Source organism: Limnoglobus sp. (genome assembly GCF_059499385.1).
Map to the genome: position 1 here is coordinate 18519 of NZ_JCABYM010000041.1, position 20243 is coordinate 38761.

The 20243-nt window shown below is 71.0% G+C and carries 18 protein-coding genes; 6 read left to right on the forward strand and 12 right to left on the reverse strand.

Annotated elements, in window-relative coordinates; genetic code table 11:
- The first annotated feature begins 220 nt into the window (after positions 1 to 220).
- From AC5JJ2_RS06765 to AC5JJ2_RS06780, 4 genes are all read left to right on the forward strand, one after another.
- Entirely contained in the window at positions 221 to 2581 is a 2361-nt protein-coding gene (locus tag AC5JJ2_RS06765; protein ID WP_495857207.1) for a hypothetical protein, read from the forward strand.
- Between the two features lie 83 nt (positions 2582 to 2664).
- Entirely contained in the window at positions 2665 to 3816 is a 1152-nt protein-coding gene (locus AC5JJ2_RS06770; RefSeq protein WP_495857208.1) for a 3-oxoacyl-ACP synthase III, read from the forward strand.
- Between the two features lie 41 nt (positions 3817 to 3857).
- Positions 3858 to 4301: a hypothetical protein gene (locus AC5JJ2_RS06775; RefSeq protein ID WP_495857209.1), complete on the forward strand. Its 444-nt coding sequence runs from the start codon at positions 3858 to 3860 to the stop codon at positions 4299 to 4301.
- Positions 4298 to 5191, forward strand: a complete 894-nt coding sequence (locus tag AC5JJ2_RS06780) for an alpha/beta fold hydrolase (protein WP_495857210.1) — start codon at positions 4298 to 4300, stop codon at positions 5189 to 5191. Before AC5JJ2_RS06775 ends, AC5JJ2_RS06780 begins: the two co-directional genes overlap by 4 nt.
- A gap of 229 nt (positions 5192 to 5420) precedes the next feature.
- On the opposite strand, the gene AC5JJ2_RS06785 is transcribed toward AC5JJ2_RS06780, so the two are convergent.
- A complete protein-coding gene (locus AC5JJ2_RS06785) occupies positions 5421 to 6005 on the reverse strand; it encodes a head-tail connector protein (RefSeq protein WP_495857211.1) in 585 nt (194 codons plus the stop codon).
- Between the two features lie 148 nt (positions 6006 to 6153).
- Positions 6154 to 6384, reverse strand: a complete 231-nt coding sequence (locus AC5JJ2_RS06790; RefSeq protein ID WP_495857212.1) for a hypothetical protein — start codon at positions 6382 to 6384, stop codon at positions 6154 to 6156.
- Between the two features lie 71 nt (positions 6385 to 6455).
- Here AC5JJ2_RS06790 and AC5JJ2_RS06795 point away from each other — a divergent pair, with 71 nt between their 5' ends.
- Positions 6456 to 7511 carry a tyrosine-type recombinase/integrase gene (locus AC5JJ2_RS06795; protein WP_495857213.1) on the forward strand — a complete coding sequence of 352 codons (1056 nt, stop codon included), beginning with the start codon at positions 6456 to 6458 and terminating at the stop codon, positions 7509 to 7511.
- Here AC5JJ2_RS06795 and AC5JJ2_RS06800 read toward each other — a convergent pair whose 3' ends face one another.
- The 9 genes from AC5JJ2_RS06800 to AC5JJ2_RS06840 all read right to left on the reverse strand — a co-directional run bounded on the left by AC5JJ2_RS06800 (position 7512) and on the right by AC5JJ2_RS06840 (position 17580).
- A complete protein-coding gene (locus AC5JJ2_RS06800; protein WP_495857214.1) occupies positions 7512 to 7730 on the reverse strand; it encodes a helix-turn-helix domain-containing protein in 219 nt (72 codons plus the stop codon).
- A 514-nt stretch (positions 7731 to 8244) separates the two neighbouring features.
- Positions 8245 to 8520: a hypothetical protein gene (locus tag AC5JJ2_RS06805; RefSeq protein WP_495857215.1), complete on the reverse strand. Its 276-nt coding sequence runs from the start codon at positions 8518 to 8520 to the stop codon at positions 8245 to 8247.
- Between the two features lie 146 nt (positions 8521 to 8666).
- Positions 8667 to 10655: a type IV secretory system conjugative DNA transfer family protein gene (locus AC5JJ2_RS06810; RefSeq protein WP_495857216.1), complete on the reverse strand. Its 1989-nt coding sequence runs from the start codon at positions 10653 to 10655 to the stop codon at positions 8667 to 8669.
- A complete protein-coding gene (gene mobF / locus AC5JJ2_RS06815) occupies positions 10652 to 13171 on the reverse strand; it encodes a MobF family relaxase (protein WP_495857217.1) in 2520 nt (839 codons plus the stop codon). The genes AC5JJ2_RS06810 and mobF overlap by 4 nt, the downstream gene beginning before the upstream one ends.
- Positions 13168 to 13461 (reverse strand): hypothetical protein, encoded by a 294-nt coding sequence (locus AC5JJ2_RS06820; RefSeq protein ID WP_495857218.1) that lies wholly within the window; start codon positions 13459 to 13461, stop codon positions 13168 to 13170. The genes mobF and AC5JJ2_RS06820 overlap by 4 nt, the downstream gene beginning before the upstream one ends.
- 123 nt (positions 13462 to 13584) lie before the next feature.
- Positions 13585 to 14613, reverse strand: coding sequence for a hypothetical protein (locus AC5JJ2_RS06825; protein ID WP_495857219.1), 1029 nt, complete (start codon positions 14611 to 14613; stop codon positions 13585 to 13587).
- 69 nt (positions 14614 to 14682) lie between these two features.
- Complete coding sequence (locus AC5JJ2_RS06830) at positions 14683 to 15834, reverse strand: hypothetical protein (protein WP_495857220.1); 1152 nt, start codon at positions 15832 to 15834, stop codon at positions 14683 to 14685.
- 13 nt (positions 15835 to 15847) lie between these two features.
- Positions 15848 to 16564 (reverse strand): vWA domain-containing protein, encoded by a 717-nt coding sequence (locus AC5JJ2_RS06835; protein WP_495857221.1) that lies wholly within the window; start codon positions 16562 to 16564, stop codon positions 15848 to 15850.
- 98 nt (positions 16565 to 16662) lie between these two features.
- Positions 16663 to 17580: a ParB/RepB/Spo0J family partition protein gene (locus AC5JJ2_RS06840; protein ID WP_495857222.1), complete on the reverse strand. Its 918-nt coding sequence runs from the start codon at positions 17578 to 17580 to the stop codon at positions 16663 to 16665.
- A 255-nt stretch (positions 17581 to 17835) separates the two neighbouring features.
- On the opposite strand from AC5JJ2_RS06840, the gene AC5JJ2_RS06845 reads away from it, so the two are divergent.
- Positions 17836 to 18768, forward strand: coding sequence for a hypothetical protein (locus AC5JJ2_RS06845; RefSeq protein ID WP_495857223.1), 933 nt, complete (start codon positions 17836 to 17838; stop codon positions 18766 to 18768).
- 397 nt (positions 18769 to 19165) lie between these two features.
- On the opposite strand, the gene AC5JJ2_RS06850 is transcribed toward AC5JJ2_RS06845, so the two are convergent.
- Positions 19166 to 20038, reverse strand: coding sequence for a hypothetical protein (locus tag AC5JJ2_RS06850; protein WP_495857224.1), 873 nt, complete (start codon positions 20036 to 20038; stop codon positions 19166 to 19168).
- Positions 20039 to 20243: the final 205 nt, after the last annotated feature.

Below are 20243 nucleotides of genomic sequence, written 5' to 3' on the forward strand. Positions count from 1 at the left end.
TCGCTGGGGTTGGGGGGGGGGGGGCCCGCGGCCCCCCGCCCCCCCCCCCCCCACCCCCCCCCCCCGCCGCCCCCCCGCGCCCCCCCCCCCCCCCCCCCCCCCCCCCCCCCCCCACGAGCTTGCCCCGGCGGGCGACCGTCACCCGCCCTCGGCCCGGCGTACCCCCCTCCCTAACCCTCCCCCCCAAGGGGGGAGGGAACAAGAAGGTCGCCGCGGGGCCGTGACGCCCGTTCTCGACTCACCGCCCGCGCTCACGTTCGAGCAATGCACGCAGTTCGCCGTCGGCAAGATCGGCGACGTGCTCGGCCCGCTGTTCGCCGCCGTCGATGCCCACCCCACCCGCGTGCGGCTGCCGGAAGGCCCGCTCATGCTCGTGGACCGCGTCCTCAAGATCGAGGGCGAGCCGCGGTCCCTGAAATCCGGCCGCGTCGTCACGGACCACACCGTTGACGCGAACCGCTGGTATCTCGATTCCGGCCGCTGCCCGACGAGCATCACGGTCGAAGCGGGGCAGGCCGACCTGTTCCTCTCCGGCTACCTCGGCATCGACTTCGTCACGAAGGGGCTGGCCGTCTACCGGCTGCTCGACGCCGTCGTGCAGTTCCACCGCGGGCTGCCGGCGGTCGGCGAGCGGATCGAGTACGACATCCACATCGACGAGTTCTTCAACCAGGCCGACGCCTGGCTGTTCCGCTTCCGATTCGAGGGCACGGTCAACGGCGAGCCGCTCCTCAGCATGAAGAACGGCGTCGCCGGCTTCTTCACGCAGGCCGCGCTCGAAGCCGGGCAGGGGATCGTTCACACGAAGCTCGACAAGCAGCCGGTCCCCGGCAAAAAGCCGGCCGACTGGAAGGACCTCGTGCGGCTCGAACGCACGACGGTGGACGCCGCCGGCGTCGAGGCGCTGCGCCGCGGCGACCTCGCGGCCGCGTTCGGCACGGCGTTCGCGAACCTGCCGTTGAAGTCGCCGGTGAAGCTGCCCGGCGGGATGCTGCGGCTGGTGGACCGCGTGACCGACCTCGACCCGGCCGGCGGGCGGTTCGGTCTCGGGTTCGTCCGGGCCGAGTACGACCTGCGGCCGAGGGAGTGGTTCATCGAGTGCCACTTCGTGGACGACAAGGTGATGCCCGGCACGCTCATGTACGAGTGCTGCCTGCACACGCTCCGCGTCCTGCTGATGCGGATGGGCTGGGTCGGCGAGGCCGGGGCGGTCGTGTGCGAGCCGGTCCCCGGCGTGGACAGCCGCCTCAAGTGCCGCGGCCAGGTGCTGGAGACGACGGCGCGGGTGACGTATGAGATCAGCGTGAAGGAACTCGGTTACGGCCCCGCGCCGTACTGCGTCGCCGACGCACTGATGTACGCGGACGGGAAGCCGATCGTCGAAATCACGAACCTGTCACTGCGGATGACGGGGCTGACGCGCGACGGGCTGACGAGTCTTTGGAACCCTGAGCGGAAGCGACGGGGTGGAGAGACAGTCCAACACCCCGTCGCTTCCGCTCAGGGTTCTACGAAGGCGGCCCTCTACGACTCCGCGTCGATCCTCGCGTTCTCCAACGGCCACCCGTCGGAGGCGTTCGGCGAGCCGTACCGCGTCTTCGACTCCGACCGCGTCATCGCCCGGCTGCCGGGGCCGCCGTACCAGTTCCTCGATTGCATCACCGCCGTCACCGGCGAGCCGTTCGTCCTGAAGGCCGGGGCCAGCTGCGTCGCCGAGTACGCCGTGCCGCCGGACGCCTGGTACTTCGGAGCCAACCGCGGCGACACCATGCCGTTCAGCGTGCTCCTCGAAGTCGCGCTCCAGCCGTGCGGGTGGCTGGCGGCGTACTGCGGGTCGGCGCTCACGAGTCCGTCCGACCTGTCGTTCCGCAACCTCGGCGGCAAGGCGACGCAGTTCCGCCCCGTCACGCCGGCCACCGGCACGCTCACCACCGCCGTGACGATGACGCAGGTGTCGTCCTCCGGCGGGATGATCATCCAGCACTACGACATGCTCGTCACGGACAAAGTTGGGAAGGTGTACCAGGGGACGACGTACTTCGGCTTCTTCTCGAAGGAGTCGCTGACGAACCAGGTCGGGATGCCGACGGCGAAAGTCCCGTTCCTCGCCGACGGACAGAAGCTGAACGCCGGGCAGCTGCCGCACGACCCGCCGTTCCCCGCGCCGCAGATGCGGATGGTGGACGAGATCGAGGGCTACCTCCCGGCCGGCGGCAAGCGCGGCCTCGGCCTCATCCAGGGCCGCATCGCCGTGGACCCGTCGTTCTGGTTCTTCCAGGCCCACTTCTACCAGGACCCGGTCTGGCCCGGCTCTCTCGGCCTCGAATCGTTCCTGCAACTGTTGAAGTACGTTGCGTTCCAGAAGTTCGGCCCGCCGCCGGGCGGCGGGTGGCAGACGGTGGCCTTGAACCGCGAGCACGTTTGGACGTACCGTGGCCAGGTCGTGCCGTCGGATCACGTCGTCACGGTAGTTTTGGAAGTGACGGCCGAAGACCGGGACGCCCGCCGGCTGACGGCCGACGGATTCCTGACCGTGGACGGCCGAATCATCTACCAGATGACGGGATTCACACTAGAGTGACAGGACTCGCCCGGCCGCGGTAGGGATACAATGGCCGGAATCCCCAGACCCGCCTGCAACCTTCACGGATCGAACCCCCCGCAATGCGATACTCCCGCGTCCACATCGAAGCGCTCGGGTACGAGTTGCCGCCGGTCGTCGTCTCGACGGCCGAGCTGGAGGCGCGGCTCAAGCCGTTCTACCAGGAACACAAGCTCTCCTCCGGCCAGCTCGAGCTGCTCACCGGCATCAGCGAGCGGCGGTGGTGGGACAAGAACTACGCCGTCTCCGACGGCGCGACGGCGGCCGCGTTCAAGGCCCTCTCGCGGGCGAACTTCTCGCCGAAGGACCTGGACGTGCTGATCTACGCCGGCGTCTGCCGCGAGGGGTTCGAGCCGGCGACCGCGTGCGCCGTCGCGTCCAACATCGGGCTGAACAACGACGCCGCCATTTTCGACGTGAGTAACGCCTGCCTCGGCGTCCTGAACGGCGTCGTCGAGGTCGCGAACCGGATCGAACTCGGCCAGGCGGAAGCCGGCCTCGTCGTGTCGTGCGAAACGGCCCGCGAGATCAACGAGAACGTCATCGACCGGCTCGTCGATACGAAGTCGATGGACTTGTACCGCAGCTCCGTGGCCACGCTCACCGGCGGGTCCGGGGCCGTCGCCGTCCTCGTCACGTCCAAGGAATCCTCCTCCGAGAAGCGGCGGCAGATCGTCGGCGGGCTGACGAAGAACGCCCCGCAGCACCACAACCTGTGCCGGTGGGGGTTGCAGTCGGCGTTCCCGCCGCCGGTCGAGCGGCTGCTCGGCGGCGACCTGTCGCAGGCCGTGCAACGCTACCTGGGGTCGAACGCCGGGGCGATCGTGCAGAAGAGCATCGACCTGGGCATGAAGCACGTGATGATGCCGTTCATGGAGACGCACGCCGGGGAGGTGCTGAAGTACGGCATCGACCTCGGCTACCGCACCTGGAGTTCGTTCCTGACGAAGTTCGGGTGGACGACCGGCGAGATGGACAAGGTGATCTGCCACCAGGTCGGGGCCGGCCACCGGGACGCGATGCTGAAGGCGTTCGGCATCCCGGTCGAGAAGGACTTCAGCACGTTCCCGTACCTGGGGAACATCGGCACGGTGTCGCTGCCGCTGACGGCGGCGCTGGCCGAGGAGCGGGAGTTCCTCCGCCCCGGCGACCGCGTCGGCTGGCTCGGCATCGGCAGCGGCCTCAACTGCATGATGCTGGGGATCGAGTGGTAGAAGATGAACGGGTGAATCGGATGGTCGCCGAGACACCCCAAATGTTTCTGTACCACCTTGAACGGGCACCCGAAGCCCCGCGAGAAGCAACGCTCCTCCGCGAATTCCAAGAGGCTTGTTGCGAACAAATCCGTGGCGTACTCCCGGAAGAAGCCGATGATTGGTTGAGAACCGCATGTGCCTATCGTCTGAGGGAAGTGACCCCGGCCGAACTCGAAACCGTCCGCGTGGCCGCTTGGAAGTATCTCGGCCCTAGATCGCTTGAAGTAACCATTCCAGAGGTTTGTGCAGTTCGCGCGGTTATCTGTTTGCTCTTCCCCGACGACTACTCCGCTTATGACGATGAGACGCCGGTGCGAATCACTCGGTTTGAATCGCTGGACTGGTTTCTAAGATACGCCAACTGCGTGTCGGACGGCCGCGTGAAGCAGTTGGAACTGCTACGAACGCTTTTCCCGAACGTGGAAGCCTCCCAAAACACATGAAATCTGACTCACTCCTTCACCCCTTCACCCCTTCACCCCTTCACTTCAACCGCAACGGCCTCAAGCTCCACTATGTCGATCAGGGCGAAGGCCCGCCGGTCGTCATGCTACACGGCAACCCGACGTGGAGCTTCTACTGGCGGAACCTCGTTCTCGCCCTCCGCGACTCGCACCGCTGCATCGTGCCGGATCACATCGGCTGCGGCCTCTCCGACAAGCCGCCGGCGAGCGTCTACGACTACTCGCTCAAGGCCCGCATCGACGACGTGGAGGCGCTGCTCGATCACCTCAACGTCAAGGAAAAGGTCACGCTCGTCGTGCAGGACTGGGGCGGCATGATCGGGCTGGGCTACGCCGCCCGCCACCCGGACCGGATCGCCCGCATCGTCGCCACGAACACCGGCTGCTCGCGGCTGCCGACGGCGAAGGGCTTCCCGTGGTCGCTGTGGCTCGGCCGCAACACGCGGCTCGGCGAGTGGCTCATCCTGAAGCGGAACGCCTTCTGCAAGCTCGCCGCGAAGTGGTGCGTGACGCGGAAGCCGCTGCCGCCGGACGTTCGCGAGATGTACCTGAAGCCCTACGACTCGCCGGAGCACCGCGTCGCCGTGCTGAAGTTCGTGCAGACGATCCCGCTCGCGCCGTCCGATCCTGGCTACGACATCGTGGTCGGCGTGGAGGAAGCCGCGGCGAAGCTGCGTGACGTGCCGGTGCTGCTGTTGTGGGGGATGAAGGACTTCGTGTTCGACCGGCACTTCCTGGCCGAGTGGCAGCGGCTCTACCCGCACGCCGAGACGCACACGTGGCCGGACTGCGGCCACTACCTGCTCGAAGACGCGCCGGACGAGGCGATCGCGAAGGTCAAGGCGTTCCTGGCGAAGCATCCGGTGTAGTCCTCGGTTTTCACCCCGAAGGGGTAGGAGAACATAGCCCAGGGCAACGCCCTGGGTGCGGGAGGTTGCCGCGGCGTGGGACGTTGCCGCTCGCAGGCTTTCAGCCTGCCCTCGGTGGCGCGTCCCACCCAGGGCGTTGCCCTGGGCTGAGCGCTCCCAGGCCGTTGGCCTGAAAACCGCCGCAGACATCCACGGCCTCTTGGTGGGTGGATCACGTCTCGCCCGTTCATCACATCGCGGGCACGCGGTACATCGCCAGCGCCGCCGTCACCTGCTCCGGCACGCGGTACTGGCTCACGTAGGTCGCGTAGCTCGTCTCGACGCCGCTCTCGTTCCGCGACACCAGGTTCAAATGCCCGAGCGTCGCGTTCGTCTTCGCCTGCCGGTACCAGTGGCCGATCAGGTCCGCGTAGGCCCGGCCCACCGCCGCCGGGACCGCGCCGGTCGCCGTCGCGTAGACCACCTGCACCGCGTTCGGCACGCTCCCGCCGCCGAACGCCCCGCCCCGCGACACGATCACCCCGCGGTCCGACAGCACCGCGTACGCGCTCGCCGCCAGCTGCGTCTCGGCCCCGAACGCGCCGTTCGGGTCCACCTTCACGGACGTGACGCCCGCCACCGGGAAGTTCGCGAGGAACAACAGGCGCTGCCCGCTCGCGTGGTACTCCGTGAACGTCCCGCCGGCGAACGCCCGGCCGCAGTGCTGCTCGATGAACGCGTCCGCCGCCGCCTGCAGCTGCCCCAGCAGCGTGTCGTCGCCCGTCCCGCTGACGCCGAGGTTCACCTTGACGCTACTCAACGTGTCGATGGCCATGACAAGTCTCCAGAAAAAATGGCCACAGATGAACACAGAGAACACAGATAAAAACCAAGATTCATTTCAAAGACCTGAGCTGATCGAGCCGTCCGGAAAACGATCTCGTTTTATCCGTGTTCATCTGTGTTCATCTGTGGCTAATTCATCACGCGACCAGCAACTGGTCGCACAACACGAAGCTCGCCTGGTTCCGCGGGCCGGCGTCGATGTGCTGGATGCCGCGGAGGTACGTCTGGTCGTTTTGAAGCGCCGTGTCGCCGTGGCCGGACGCGAGGAACTCCATCACGCCGAGCCGCGCGACGATCCAGTCCGGGAAGTAGAATGACCCAATCCGGGTAGTTGATTTCCCTAGATTTCCGCTAGTTTTCTGAGCCATGATTTTTTGTGCACGGAATTCGTGCATAGAATTCTGATGGACCCCACTCCCCCGCTCACCGAGCCTCCGCAATGGCCCGCAAGTCCTCGATCTGGTTCCGCGAGCAGACCGGCTGGTACATGACCACCCACCGCGGCAAGCAGGTGAAACTCTCGCAGGACCCGAAGGAGGCGGAGCGGGCGTTCCACGCCCTGCTCGCCCACGAGGAGCCGCCCGAGGAGACGGGCGGGCTGCGGCCCACGTTTCGTAAGCTGGCCGACCTGTTCCTCACCGAGGCCGAGCGGACCGTCTCGGCCGAGCGCGTGAAGGTGCAGAAGGTCTACCTGCAGAGCTTCTGCGACCACGTGGGCCGGAAGCGGGCGGCCGAACTGAAGGTGCACCACGTCACCGAGTGGATCCACCGGCACGCGGCCGCCGGCCACGCCCAGAAGCGAGGCCGGGCGGGCGTGAAAAAGTACCCGGCGTGGGGCCCGTCCACCTGCACCACCGCCCGCAGCGTGATCACCGCGTGTCTGAACTGGGCGGTCGGGCAGGGGTACATCACGGTCAACCCGCTCGCCCGGCTGAAGCGCGGCAGCTACGCGCGGCGGGAACGCATCCTGACGGCCGACGAGAAGCGGCGGATCCGCGGCTGGTTGCCGGCGGGCGTCCGCGAGTTCGTGTACGCCCTGGAGCAGACCGGCGCGAGGCCGTTTTCCGAGCTGGCCCGGGTGACGGCGGGCATGGTCGACTGGCAGGCCGCGAGCGTGACACTGAAGGAGCACAAGAACGCGAAGCGGGGCAAGAAGCGCGTCATCTACCTGACGGACGGGATGAAGGAGTTGTTGCGGGGGCTGTCCGCCGAGTACCCGGACGGCCCGCTGTTCCGCACCCGGACGGGCAACGCGTGGAACAAGGGGGCCGTGCTGAAGTGGGTGCGGCGGGCGGAGCGGGCCCTCGGCATCCCGCGGCTGTCGCCCTACGCGTGGCGGCACACCTACATCACCGAGTGCCTGGCGAAGGGAATGAGCGCGGACATCGTGGCCGAGCTGGTCGGGAACTCGCCGGCGACCATCCACCGCTACTACTCCCACCTGGACCAGAAGTCCGACGCCCTGCACGCCGCGGCGCGCAGGGCCGTCGGGTGATCAGCGGATGTGCTTGAGCGGTTCGGACTCGTCCAGCCCGTCGGCATCGACCCGACAGGCGGACAGGAACGCGTCGAGGTCGGCCTCGTCGATCAGTAGTTTCCCGCGGCGGCCGTCGCCGCCGATCCGGAAGTGGGGCAGCCGCCGCTCGGCACACAACTGGTAGATGAGGCTGACGCTGATCCCGACGCGCTCGGCGGCCTGGGCCGGGGTCAACATCAGCAGCGCTTCGACCCACAGCAGCCAGGCGGCGAGCGGTGTGGCCGGGGTCGACGCGGGCGTGGCACCGAGCCGGGAGCGAATCGTCTGAAGCAGACGGGGTAACGCAGGTCGTAACAGGGCCCACGGCCCCGCCCCGGGTGTCGCCTGGCCGTCGCGCGGACACGCCGGTGCCTCGCCGGCCGTCACCGGGCAGTCGGCCAACAGTCTTTCCTCGTGCTGCATCGTCGGTACCATCGGTCGATCTCCTCGGTTCAGACGGACAGGTCGAACCTCTAACGTGTCAGGGAAAACCTTGGGAGGGCGGCCCGACCGCGAGGGCCGGGGCCGCCTCCGCGTTGCTGCCCCGGCCCTCGCAAAACGATTCCCGTCGCCCCCGACCCGCCGGCGGGGTGACCGCCCTGGCCGTGCTGCCGCAGTCGATCCTTCGCACCTCCGACACGGTGCCGTGGGCCCCTGCCGCGCTCGCCGTCTCGCTCGCCAACCGCCTCCCGCGTGACTCCCGTCTCGTCGCTCAGAACGGGAGATCGTCGGCGAACCCCGCGTGCGGCTCGTCCGGGTCGGGTGTCGGGTCGAACCGCGGCCGCTCCGGCGTGGCGTTCGCTAACAGCCACGCCTGGCGGTCGAGGTGCATGCGGACTTCCAGGCCGATCCGGCGGCAGAGCCGGTCGGTCAATTCGTCCTCGTCGAGAGCGGAAACGGGTAGCCCGCCCCGGTCCCGGATGAACCCACGAATCACTTCCAGCACGTCGCGGCGGCACCAGGTGGTGACGTCAGTTCGATCAGTCATGACAGCTCCTTGACACAAAGAAACCTTCCCCCACCTCCGCCCGCCCGTGGGCCCCGTTCTCCACCACCCGGAGCCACCTCGAACCGGTTGCCGTCATCATCGCCGCTTCCCCCGCGGCGGGGTGCGCCGTGGCCCGGCCGCGGGCGTTACGCCGTCGGGTCGGGCCTCGGCACCTTTCCGATCTCCTGGAGCTTCGGCTTCGGGTTCGCTTGCGGCGTGGGAGTCGGCGGGGTTGGCGGGGTCGCGGGCGGGGCGGCCAGACCGAGCCGGGTCCGGTCGTCCGCGTCCCACGGGCGGAGGTACTGGTGCCCGTCCGGACGGGGCTGGTAGTCGGGGACCGAGCGGTCGGGCGGGACCAGCCGCGCCGCCAGTTCGCTCCCAGGGATCGTGTGCTTGTACGCCCCCGTGACCGGGCCGACGAAGACGCCGGTCAGCCCGTTGGCGGGGTTAGTCACCGGCAGGTCGGTGAACTCGGATGGCAGCACCGACGGCCGCCGGGTGATGTCCTCGGTCAGGGACGGCGGGCCGCCCCCGGGCGGCTGGTTCTTCTTCACCTCCAGCTGCTCGTACTCGCCGACCACCTTCGACGCCCACGCGGCGGTCTCCGGGCTCTCCACCCGCAGGAGCGCCTTGTGGTTGCACTCCCCGGCGATCTCCTCGGCGGCGTCCCGGCCGTAGGCGTCCCACAGGCCCTCGATCGCCTGGAAGCCGAGGACGACGCACGCCCCCTTCGACCGGCCCTTGTTCAACAGGCTCCGGAGGCCGGTCAGCGGGCCGGCCTCGCGCACCTCGTCCAGGAATACCCACGTCCGCCGCACAGGGCTGTCGGGCCGGGCGAGGATCAACTCCACCGCCCGCTGGAAGATCGCCCGGTTGATGGCGTCGAGCGGTGCCCGCAGCGCCTCCTCGCACCCGAGGACGAGGACGGACTCGCCCCGCACCCAGTCCTCCAGGCTGACCCTGTTCGGGGCGTGATCCCAGGCGGCCGCGATGGGCATGAACGGGGCCAGCTCCGCCGCCAGCGTGCTCAGGAGGTTGGCGAGGGTCCGGGGGTCCTCGAAGTACTTCAGCCGGTCCGCGGTGTACGGGGACCGGCCGAGTAGGTCGCGCAGCGTGCCGGTGTCGGCGAACGCCAGGAGTACGTCCCGTAGCGACCACCGGCCGGGGGCTTTGACGATGAATGACAGGATCACGCCTGCAAGCAAGTCGCGTCCGCCCTTGACGAAGAACGCGTTCGGCCCGGCGTCGTGGTCGGCGATCAGGACGTGCGCGAGCTGGACGGCGGCGGCCGGCGTGTTGCAGTCGCGGGCCACGTCCCACCCGACCGACCGAGCGTCCATCGGGTTCAGGATCTTCACCGGGCACGGCAGCCGCATCCCCGCGAGGACCGAAATCAGGTCGTTCTTGGCGTCGTAGATGAGTGCCCGTGCGTCCGAGCCGGGTCGGATCCGCGGGAGCGCGTCCTGCATCAGCAGCCGCTGGAGCATCGTCTTGCCCGAGCCGGTCGTGCCGCACACCAGCCAGTGCAGCGTCCCCACGAACGACAGGAGCCGGCACCCGCCCCACCAGAGACCGTCGTCGTCTTCGGGGCGAGCCGCATCGGCGGCGCGTTCGGCGTCCGAGAACCGCTTCAGCCGCCGGCCCCGGGCGAACGGCTGGAACGGGTGGTCGGGGAACAGCAGGCCGCCGAGGACGTGCGCGACCGCCGTCAGGACCAGCAACCCGCAGAACCAGCGCGGCAGTTCGGTCTCCACCCACCCCGCCATGGGCGGGGCGGCCTCGGTGCGTGGAAACAGACCGATCGAGGCGAGCGGGTGGGCGGGCAGCATCCATTCCGCGAGCCGGTAGCCGACGAGGGCGGCGAGGAGTTCGGCCGCCAGGAGGAGTTCCTGCTTGACGAGCAGCCGCCCGAGGTCGGCGAGCGGAGGCGGCCCGCCCGTCCGCTGGCGCGACGTCAGGTGCGAGTACCGCCCGTGGCAGGAGGCCCACGCGGAGATGCCGGCGATCAGCCCGGCGACGGCGTTGACCCACAGCGGGTAGCCCGAGCGTGCGCCTACCTGGTACACCGCCCACGCGAAGGCCGCGGAGGCGACGAACGTCAGGGGGCCGACCAGGATCGGGGTCCAGTTGCTCATCGCACCACCTCCGGGGCCATCGGCTCCGTGCGCGCCGTCGGGTCGTCGGTGGCGGTCCGGCCCTCGGGGCCGGCCGCCACGTCGTGGGCCAGTTCCTGCGGGCGCGACTTCGCCATCGCCCGCGCCAGGTCGCCGAGCTGCTCCCCGGCCTCGGTCCTGTCCACGAACACGCGGGTCGTCGCGCGGGCGCGGGAGAGTTGCACGTAGGCGAGTTCGCGGTCGGTCATCGGGCCGCCGGCCAGGACGTAGGCGTGGTCGACGGTGACCCCCTGCCCCTTGTGCGTCGTCACCGCGTAGCCGAGCCGGACGTCGTCGTAGGTTTCGAGCGGGACGACGACCTCGCGGCCCCCGTCGAGTCGGACGCGCAGCGTCTGCAGGGCCGGGTCGGCGGCCGTGACCGTCCCGAGGGAGCCGTTCTTGACGCCGACCGACCGGTCGTTGCGGGTGAACAGCACCCGGTCGCCGGGCTGGGCCAGGTCGGTCCCGACCGCGAGGCCGACGCCGGAGACGTGGCCCGCTGCCCGGCGCTCGCCCTGGCAGAGCCGGTTCAGCCGGGCCGCCTCCTCGTTGGTGCCGGCGAAGATCAGGTGCCGCTCCGGGTCGGCGGCACCGCCCGCCCGCCAGGCGGCGACGAGTTCCCGCATCGCGGCCGCCCGGTCGTCGGCCACGGCCAGGAGGCCGCGGTCGGCGAAGGCCGCCAGGGCCGACGCGGCGTCCCCGCCCACCACCCTCCGGACGGCCTCCCGCGCCCACTCCTCCGACTGCCGCGTGATCTGCGTCAACTCCGCCCGGCCGATCCGGTCGCCGATGCCCTTGAACGCGCCGCCGGCGTCGACGCTCTGGAGCTGGCGGTGGTCCCCGACGAGGACGAGCAGGCTGCCGGCCTCCCGGCAGTGGTCGGCCAGCTGCGCCAGGTGCCGCGTCCCCACCATGCCGGCCTCGTCGATCACGACGACCGACTTCGGGGTGAGCTTGAGCCGCCCGGCGGCGAGGTCGATCAGCCGGCGGTGGATGGTGTTGCTGGCGATGTGCGCCCCGTCCTGCAGGCCCTGGGCGGCCTTGCCGGCCAGGGCGGCACCGACGACGGTCATCCCGCCCCGCTCCCAGGCGTCCCGGGCGGCGTCGAGCAAGGTCGTCTTCCCGGTCCCCGCCAGCCCGCTGACGACCCGCACGCCGCCGCCGCCCTGGGTGAGGTGGCGCACGGCCGCGACCTGTTCGTCCGAGAGCTCGCGACCGGCGGCCTTGGCCTTGGCTTCGGCCGCGGCCAGGGCCGCGGTGACGGCGTGGTCCGGCAGGTCCTTGGACCGGTCGCCCGCCGCCCGTTCCGCGCCCGCCAGGAGCTTCGCCTCGATCTCGAAGAGTTCGGTCGTGGTGTACCGCGGGAGCCGGTCCCGCACCCCGAGGCGGACGACGTCCGGGGACCCCTCCAGGTACGCCCGGACGTAGCCGCGGATGTCCACGGCGGCGATACCCTCGGCCTGGACGGCCTCGGCGACGCCGCGCACCACGTCCCGCTCGGCGAAGTGGCTCCTCGTATCGGTCAGACGGCGGACGGCCTCGGGCACCGCCGCGCGGAGGCGGGCCGCCGGGTTGCCGCACGGCCGGGCGACGCCGATCAGCCGGGCGGCCTCGTCCGGTCCGAACCCGACGGCCCGCCCGCGGTCCTGCCACCCGGCGAACAACTCGTCCCGCGGCCGGGCCTCCTTCGCCTGCCGCGTGGCCAGGGCCGCGGCCTCGGACGCCTTCGCCCCCGAGCAGCCGCGTTCGGCCAGTTCGGCCTCGATCTGCTTGCGGCGGGTCGAGAACTCGTGCGCGGCGTCGGCGGGCACCCCCGACAGCGTGAACCAGGACTGCTTCGGCTCACAGGCCAGCCCGAGTCGCTGTTGCAGTTGGCGGGCGAGTTCCGCCCGGTAGAGGGCCCCGGCGGCCATCTTCGTCTCGTAGAGCGGCTTGGACAGGATCGACCCGGTCGTGCCGTCGGCCCGCACGCCGACGTTCGTCAGGATGACGTGGGTGTGCAGGTTGCAGTCCTGCTCCCGGCTGGTGCCGTGTTCGAACGCGGCGGCCAGGAGCCCGCACGGCTCGGCCTCGGCCCCGGCCTTGCCCCGGCGGGTCCAGGCGAAATCGTCCTCCAGGAACCCCATCGCGGCGGCCACCGCGGCGGCGTGCGCCTGCTCCACTTGCGACCGGTCGCCGGCCCCGGCCATCGCCCAGAACACGCTCACGTCCTTCGGGGCGGTGAAGGTCAGGTCCCAGCCCGGCTGGCGGTTCTCGGCCCCGGCGTTCTGCACGAGGGGCCGGCCGTCGGGGCCGTACCCGTCGAACAGGCGGCGGAAGTGGTCCGCGTCCGCCGCCCCGGCCAGGCCGAGGGCGGCCGCCCCCGACCCGAGCCAGTAGCCGGGCGGCTCGGACCCGCGGAGGTAGTAGTCCTCCCGGGCGAGCTTGAGGTAGTACTCCTCCTGCCCCCGCCCGAGGGCGTTGATCGACAACATGGCGAGTACCCACAACACGGTCACGCCCCCGTCAGGTTCTCCCGAACCCACTTCTCGGCACCGGCCTCCACCACGTTGCCGGCGTGGGTCAGGAGGACGGCGGTCGCGCGGCCCAGGTCCGCCCGCAGCCGAGCCAGGTCCCGGCGGGCCGCGGCGAGTTCGTCGGCCACCCGCCCGGCGTCGCCCGCCAGGGCGTCGAGGACGATGCGGCGGGCGTACGTGCCCGGCGTCAGTTCGCGCTTCGCGGCCTCGGCCGCCAGCTTGCGGGCGAGGGCCGGCGGCAGCCGGAAGCCGACCGGTTTGGACTGCGACATGGCGGACTCCCGAACAGTGTTTCAGAGGGCCAGGCCCGATCCGTATCACACCCCGGCGGGCTACTCAACTCGCGGGCAACGAGGCCCGGCCCGGGCTTGAACGTCCCGGGCCGGGCAGGGACGTCAGCGGCGGGCGACCACCTCACCGGCACCCGGCGTATTCGGGGCGTAGTACGCGCGGACGCGGTACACCACCCCGCCGTGCAGCACGTACGTCTCGCCGATCGGGACGGCCGAGGCCGGGATCGCCGGGTGCCGCGACGAGTCCTCCGCGGCGGCCGGCGTGAGGGGCGGGCGGCCGGCGGGCAGCTGGGACTTCCTCAAGGCGTCCCGTGCCTTCGACACGTCGACCGGGCCGTCCGGGACGGCCGGATTCGTCGGCGTCGTCCCGGTCGGGGCGCCAGCCGCGGCCACCGCGTCGCCGGGCTTCGGCCGCAGGTCCGGGGCGACGGCCTGCTTCTTCAGCTGGTCGTGGAACTTGCCGAGGTTGCCCCGCAGCCCCTCGTACACCTCGACGTACCGCCGGAGCTGCTCCAGGAACTTGGCCCGCTGGTCGGCGTCCGCCGTCGCGGGGTACGCGTCCGCGAACGACTCGAACCGCCCCAGGAAGAGGACCGACCGCTCGACGAACTTCATCGTCTCGGCGACGTGCTTCTCCTCCGCCTCGATGACACCGACCCGCTTCTCCATCGCGGCGGACAGCGTCTCCCACGTCGCCGCGCAGGCGAGGTAGTCCTTCTTGATGTCCTCGAACGGCTCCTCGTCCGCGTACCGCCGGAACGTGGCCGCGGCGTCCCGGAAGGTCGCGGGGGCGTTCGTGTAGGCGGTCTTCAGCCCCCTGGTCGAGGCCGTGTAGGCCGCGTGCCCGTCGAGCACCGCCTTGCCGAGTTTGCGGCCGCGGGCGGCCAGTTCCTTCATCCCGGCCATCGCCGCCTTCTCGGCCTCCGGCCTGTCGATCTTCATCGCCGCGATCGCCGCGTCGAGATCCTTGAGGATGTCCGCCTCCGTGCGGGCCACCTCCTTCTCGGCCTTCTCGACGTCCTCCTTGGCGATCTGGGCCAGCCGGACCTTCGGGTCGGGCGGCGTGTCGGCCGCGCGAACGAACGGGGTGAAGGCGATCGCCGCGACCGCCGCCCCCAGCAGGATCTTCATGGGAATCCCTCAATCACGAACTTGCTGTCACCCCGCGAACCCCCGGCCCACGGCGGGCCGGGCGCGGGTCTACCGCCCGGACTCCGGGCGTAGCTTCTTCCACAGGGCCGGGGTCGGTTTCCCGCCCGGTCCCGGTGGTTCTGGCTCTCGGTTCGTCCACCACACACACCCGGCGATGAGCCCGAGGGCCGCCGCGATCGCGGCCCACGTCCGCCCGGGGTGCTTTTCGATCCAGTTGCCCGCCCGGACTGCCCACTCGGGCACCGCTGCGGGTGGGCAGGGTCCGGCCGGGGTGGCGCGGGTCGGCGGCCGGACGCCCGCTGCGAGCCAGTCGTCGAGCGCGTCGGCCAGCGTCTGCGCCGCCGGCCGGCGGATCGGGTCGGCGTGTCCGTCCTCGAAGCACTGCCGGAACAGCGAGCGGAGGTCGGCCGGCAGGCCGTCGAACGGCGGGGCGCTCTTCGGCGGGCGGTACGCGCCCTTGCGGCCGTAGGCCCACCAGCCGTTGGCGATCCGGGTGCCGATCGGGGCGGCCTTCCCGCCCCGCCGGGGCACCCCCCCGTACGGGTGGTGCCCGCCCATCAGTGCCTGGAACCCGAGCACGTGAACGGCGAACTGGTCGTCGGCGGGCGTCCGCGAGGTGCCCGACGATTGCCCCGTCTGGAACCGCGGGGCGGTGTACTCGACCATCCACCCCTGGCCCTCGAACACCCGCCCCCCGGCCCGCACCTGGGCCGAGTCGCAGTCGATGGCGGTGACGTTCCCGCTCGCCGGGTCGGCCAGCAGGTTGCGGGGGTTGAACACGTCCCCGCCCACCACGCCGGCCGCGTGGAAGCGGGCGGCGATGGTGCAGACGTTGCGGGCCGCGGTCACCAGCACCCGGTAGTCGGTCCCGGCCGGGCAGGTCGCCGGGTTGAACAGCTCGCCGATCGGGATGCGGCCCGGAACGAGCGGCGTCACGTGGCCCACGCACCGCCCGTCGGCGTCGATCACGACGTCGGACGGCCACGCCGCCGCCGCCGGGGCGGCCGGGTCGTGCAGCCCGTGCGGCGGCTGGGCGATCATCGCGTCCAGCTTCCGCTCGTAGTCCTGCGGCGGGTGGTCGGGTAGCTTGAGTGCGACGTCCGGGCGGGTCGCGTCCCGGTAGACCGTCCCCTGGCCCCCGGACCCGATTTCGGGTCCGAGGGTGACGGCGTACCGACCGTGTTTCGCCCGGAGTCGCATTGCCCTGCCTCCCTCACTCCGCGAACCCGCGCGGCCCGGTCGGGTCCTCAGGCCGGACGTCCTCGCCCGGCTGGGACTGACTGACCGTCCGGAGCGACCGGTACAGCCACGCGAACAGGGCCTTGAAGTCGAGGCCGCGGAGCGCGTACGGCTTGTAGATCGTCAGTGACTGGAGGGCGGCCATGTTCGCGCCGTCCACGCCGACCGCGAAGAACCGCAGCCGGTTCGCCTTCTCGAGCTGGCGGATCGCCCGGCCGGCCGCGGCGAACCGCTCCGGGTCGTCGTTCTCCTCGCCGTCGGTGACCAGGAGCAGCCACGGCACGTGGTGGTCGAGGTCGAGTTCGCGGTACAGCGCCAGCCGGTCGCTGAGGAGTTGCAGGCCCGTCAAGAGCCCGTCGCCGAGCGGCGTGGTCCCGTGCGGTTCGAGGGGGGGCGGGTCGAAGGAGCCGGCCGGGGCGAAGGGGACCTCGACCTTCGCAACGCCGGCCACCGCGACGGACGCCAGTTCGGCGTCGGCGGCGACCAGCTTGTCCGAGCGGACGAACCGCGCGAGTTCCCGCATCCCGGCGTTCAGCTGGTCGATCTTGGGGCCGGCCATCGACGCCGTCCCGTCGCGGACCACGACGCACGGCACCCGCGGGTTGGGGCTGGCGGTCGGCCGGGCGTCGGCCGTCTTGGGGAGCGGGACCAGGGCGTTCGTCAGGCCCTGGGTCCCGAACTGCATGGTCATGGTCAGCTCTCCTTTAGGGGGCGCGAGGCGGTTGCCGGCCACATGGCCGGCGGTCGGGGAATAACGGGTCAACCGGGGCGCGGGATTCCTCCCCGCGGTTACGGTGTCGGTTCGTCGCCCGCCTTCGGGTCGGGCGGTGGCTGCAGGGGGTCAGGCGGTTTGGTCCTGGGCCGGGAGACGGACCCGCCGGCCGGGGCCGCGGCTTCACCCGGGTCCGCCGCGCGGGCGTGGGCGCGGACGGCGGCGACCAGTTCAGTCACCGCGTCGGCCAGCAGGCGGGCGGAGTCGATCTTCTTGCCCTTGATGACGACCTTGTTGCCGTCCACGTCGAAGTCGAAGTGGTTGCCGACGAGGGACAGCTTGAGGTGGTCCCGGTCAGGCCCGGGCTTCTTCGGCCCGGCGGCGGCCTTGACCTGGCCCCGGGTCAGGTTCCCGGCCTTGACCTCACGGGCCAGGCCCGGCTGCACCTCGGCCGGGGCCTTGGCGATCTCGTACGCGGTGGTCGCCGGGATGTTGCCCCGGTCCACCTCCGCCTGGACGTCGGCCGGGAGGCCGAGCAGCCGGAGGTGCTGGCTCACCTTCGCCTGGGACATGCCGAGGCGGGCCGCCAGTTCCTTCGCGGTCCAGTTCTCCGCGGTCATCAACTGGTGGAACGCCTTCGCCTGCTCGACCGGCTGCAGCGCCGCGCGGAAGAGGTTCTCGGACAGTTGCTCCAGGGTCCGGTCGGCATCGGACAGTTCCGCCTCGGTGACGGCCGCCGTGATCGTTGCCCAGCCGAGTTCCCGGGCGGCCCGGTACCGCCGCTCCCCACACACCAACTCGTACCGGTCGCCCGCGACCGGGCGGACCCGGATCGCGTTCAGAAGCCCACACTGCCTCAAGCTCTCGGCCAGCTCCCGGTGCGACTCCTCGTCGAACACCTCCCGGGGCTGCCGCCCGCAGTCGATCCGGTCGAGCGGGATCTCGGTCACCGCCCCGGAAGCCCGTTGCTTCGGGGACGGGTTCTTCTTGCCCATTGTCCTTCCCTCCCTTTGGCCCGCGGTGGCGGGCGGTTCCGTGGCCAACCCCCGCCGTCCGGGGCTGGACAACCCTCCCGCCATCGCGTACCATTCTCGGCGAGAGGTCAGATATTCAGGTCTCGTTTACCAAAACAGGTAATCACGACCTGTTGAAGTATATTGCGATCTGTCCCCGCACGTCAGCGCGACTCTGAAAAAAATTCGGAGTTTGCGGCCGGGCGGGACTTCTTGAGGAAGTGAGGAGCACACAAGATGTCGAAGCCGACGCACAAGACGACGCCCGATGCGGCCGCGGGGGAAAGGCCCGCCGCCGGACCGGGGGCGGCCGACTTCCGACCCGTCGACGAGTCAGCCATCCGCCGCCCGTTCGCCGCAACCCTGGACCTGAAAGAGATGACCTGGCAGTTTCTCGGGCCGGTCGCCGGGGTTTCCGCCGCGGTGGCGGCCGCGGCCCTGCTCCCGAACAGCCCCGAGGCGGCGATCTGGAAGGCGCTCCGGGAGATTGTCGAACGGGTGATGAAGAAGGGACGGGTTACGCCCCAGGAACTCATGGCAACGGCCAAGGGCCGGTTTCTTCACCTGTCGGGTCAGGCGTCGGCGGCCGACGTCGGCCAACAGCTGGTCACGCTACTGGTCCGGTCGTACCTGGAATCGGCGAAGGCCGGCGGCGCGAGCCAGGGGGCCCAGGTCCGGCCTACCGACGACAGCCGGATCGAGGTCCGCCTCGACTCGAAACCGGACCCGGTTCTGCCGCCGTCGAGCACGGCGGAACTCGGCCCCGGGGTCCCGTTCCCGGCGTCCCCGCTCGACTCGGTGCGCGGCCTCCGCCTGGCCCTCGCCCCCCACCACCAACCGGTGGTGGGGATGGTTCAGCAGCTCCTTGATGAGTTCGTCGGGAAGCACGCCCCGTCGCTCGACGAGAACAGGGCGGTCGCCGCCGCGGTCAACGCCGCCGCCGACGACCACGGGGTGGCCCTGCTCTACGACGGCCGACCGGTCACCCTCCGGGTCATCGCGACCCGCAGCGACACCGGCGGCAGTTACCAGGCCCGGCTCATCGGCTCGGACCAGCGGATCCTCAAGACGAGCCGGGCGTTCCCCCCGTTGACAGCCGTCGCGAAGGCGACCGTCACGGCCGCCACGGCCCGGTCGGCGGACGACCGGCCGACACCCCCCGCCGCGTGACCGCGGCCGCCGTGACCGCCTTCACCTCAAGAGTCCACTGTCTGCCGCCCGCGCCCCGTGCCTCTTCACAACGCCGGGGGCCTGCGGCCCCTCGCCGTCAAGGTCGGGCCGTGGGGGCCCCGGGCTTCCGCGCTGCGCTTGTGCAGCCCGGGTGATCCTCCTCCCCCGGCCATCCACCTTGACAGCTCACCCCCGCCCGGACCGTGTGGATATGGGTTTGCAGCAGCACGCAGGGGCGTGCGGACGCAAACCCAGGGCCGGGCAACCGTGAGCGCCCGCTTCACGCGTGGGCCTGGCCCAAGACGGCCGTCGCTCCCCGCATGAATCATCCCCGGTCGGATCGGACGCGACAGCACTCGACCGGGGCCGTGGTGTTTCCCGAGGACCGACTGGTCCGTCAGGCGGACGGGGAAGAGGCGGCACGTTTCCCGCCGTGCATGCGGGCCGTCATGCTCGCCTTCAGGTTGGGGACGCCGCGGGACTCCGCGAGCAGCTTCGGCAGGGACGAGCCGCCGGGGAGGCCGCGGAGCCCCTTCCGCAGCGCCTGATCGACGTTGAACCAGCGCTCGCCCGCCGTGCCCGGGACGGCCTGTTCCGGACACCGGCACGTCGGCCACTCGCCGCGGGCGACGAAGTGGGCGTCCGCCCACGCCAGGATCTGCCGCTCGGTCAGCGGCGGCAGGCGGCCGACGTTCCGCACCCCGCGGTGCTCGGCGAGCAAGTCGAACAGCGTCCCGCCGCCGGGGAAGCCGCGGAGCCCGCGGGCGACCGCCTGGATCACGTTGCCCCACGTCTCCCCGCCGGAGTCCGGGATCACCTCCCGCCAGTGCCTCTGCTTCGGCCACTCCCCCGTCCGCCGGTGGAAGGCGTCCGCCCAGGCGAGCACCTGGTTCACCGACAGAGGCGGCAGGCCCGCCGGGTTGCGGACGCTGCGGTGGTCCGCGAGGACCTGCGGGAGCGACGACCCGCCCGGCAGCCCCCGCTGGCCGACGCGGAGGGCGGTGTCCACGGCCAGCCACGTCTCGCCGCTCGTGCCGGGGATCCCGCCGGGCTTCGTCTTGCAGTGCGGCCAGGTGCCGGTCCGCCGGTGGTACGCGTCCGCCCAGCGGAGGATCTGCGGGACGGTGAGGTGGGGAAGCCCCTTCTTGTTCCGCACCCCGCGCCGGGCCGCGAGCAGCCGGGCGAGGGAGGACCCGCCCGGCAGGCCGCGGTACCCCTTCTGTAGCGCCGAGTTGACCGCCGACCACCGCTCCACAAAGGACCCCGGCACCGCACCCGAGTCCTTCCGCGGCCAGCGGCCCGTGCGGTCGTGGAAGGCGTCCGCCCACCCGAGGATCTGGTCCTCGGTGAGGGCCGGAGGGGGCCAGTGTCTCCTTCGTTTCCGCCGGCGACGCATCGGCTGGCTCCCCACGCGGACGAACGACGCGCCCGGGCTGCCGCGAGAGACCGTTACCCGGGCAGCCTCCCGAACGCCA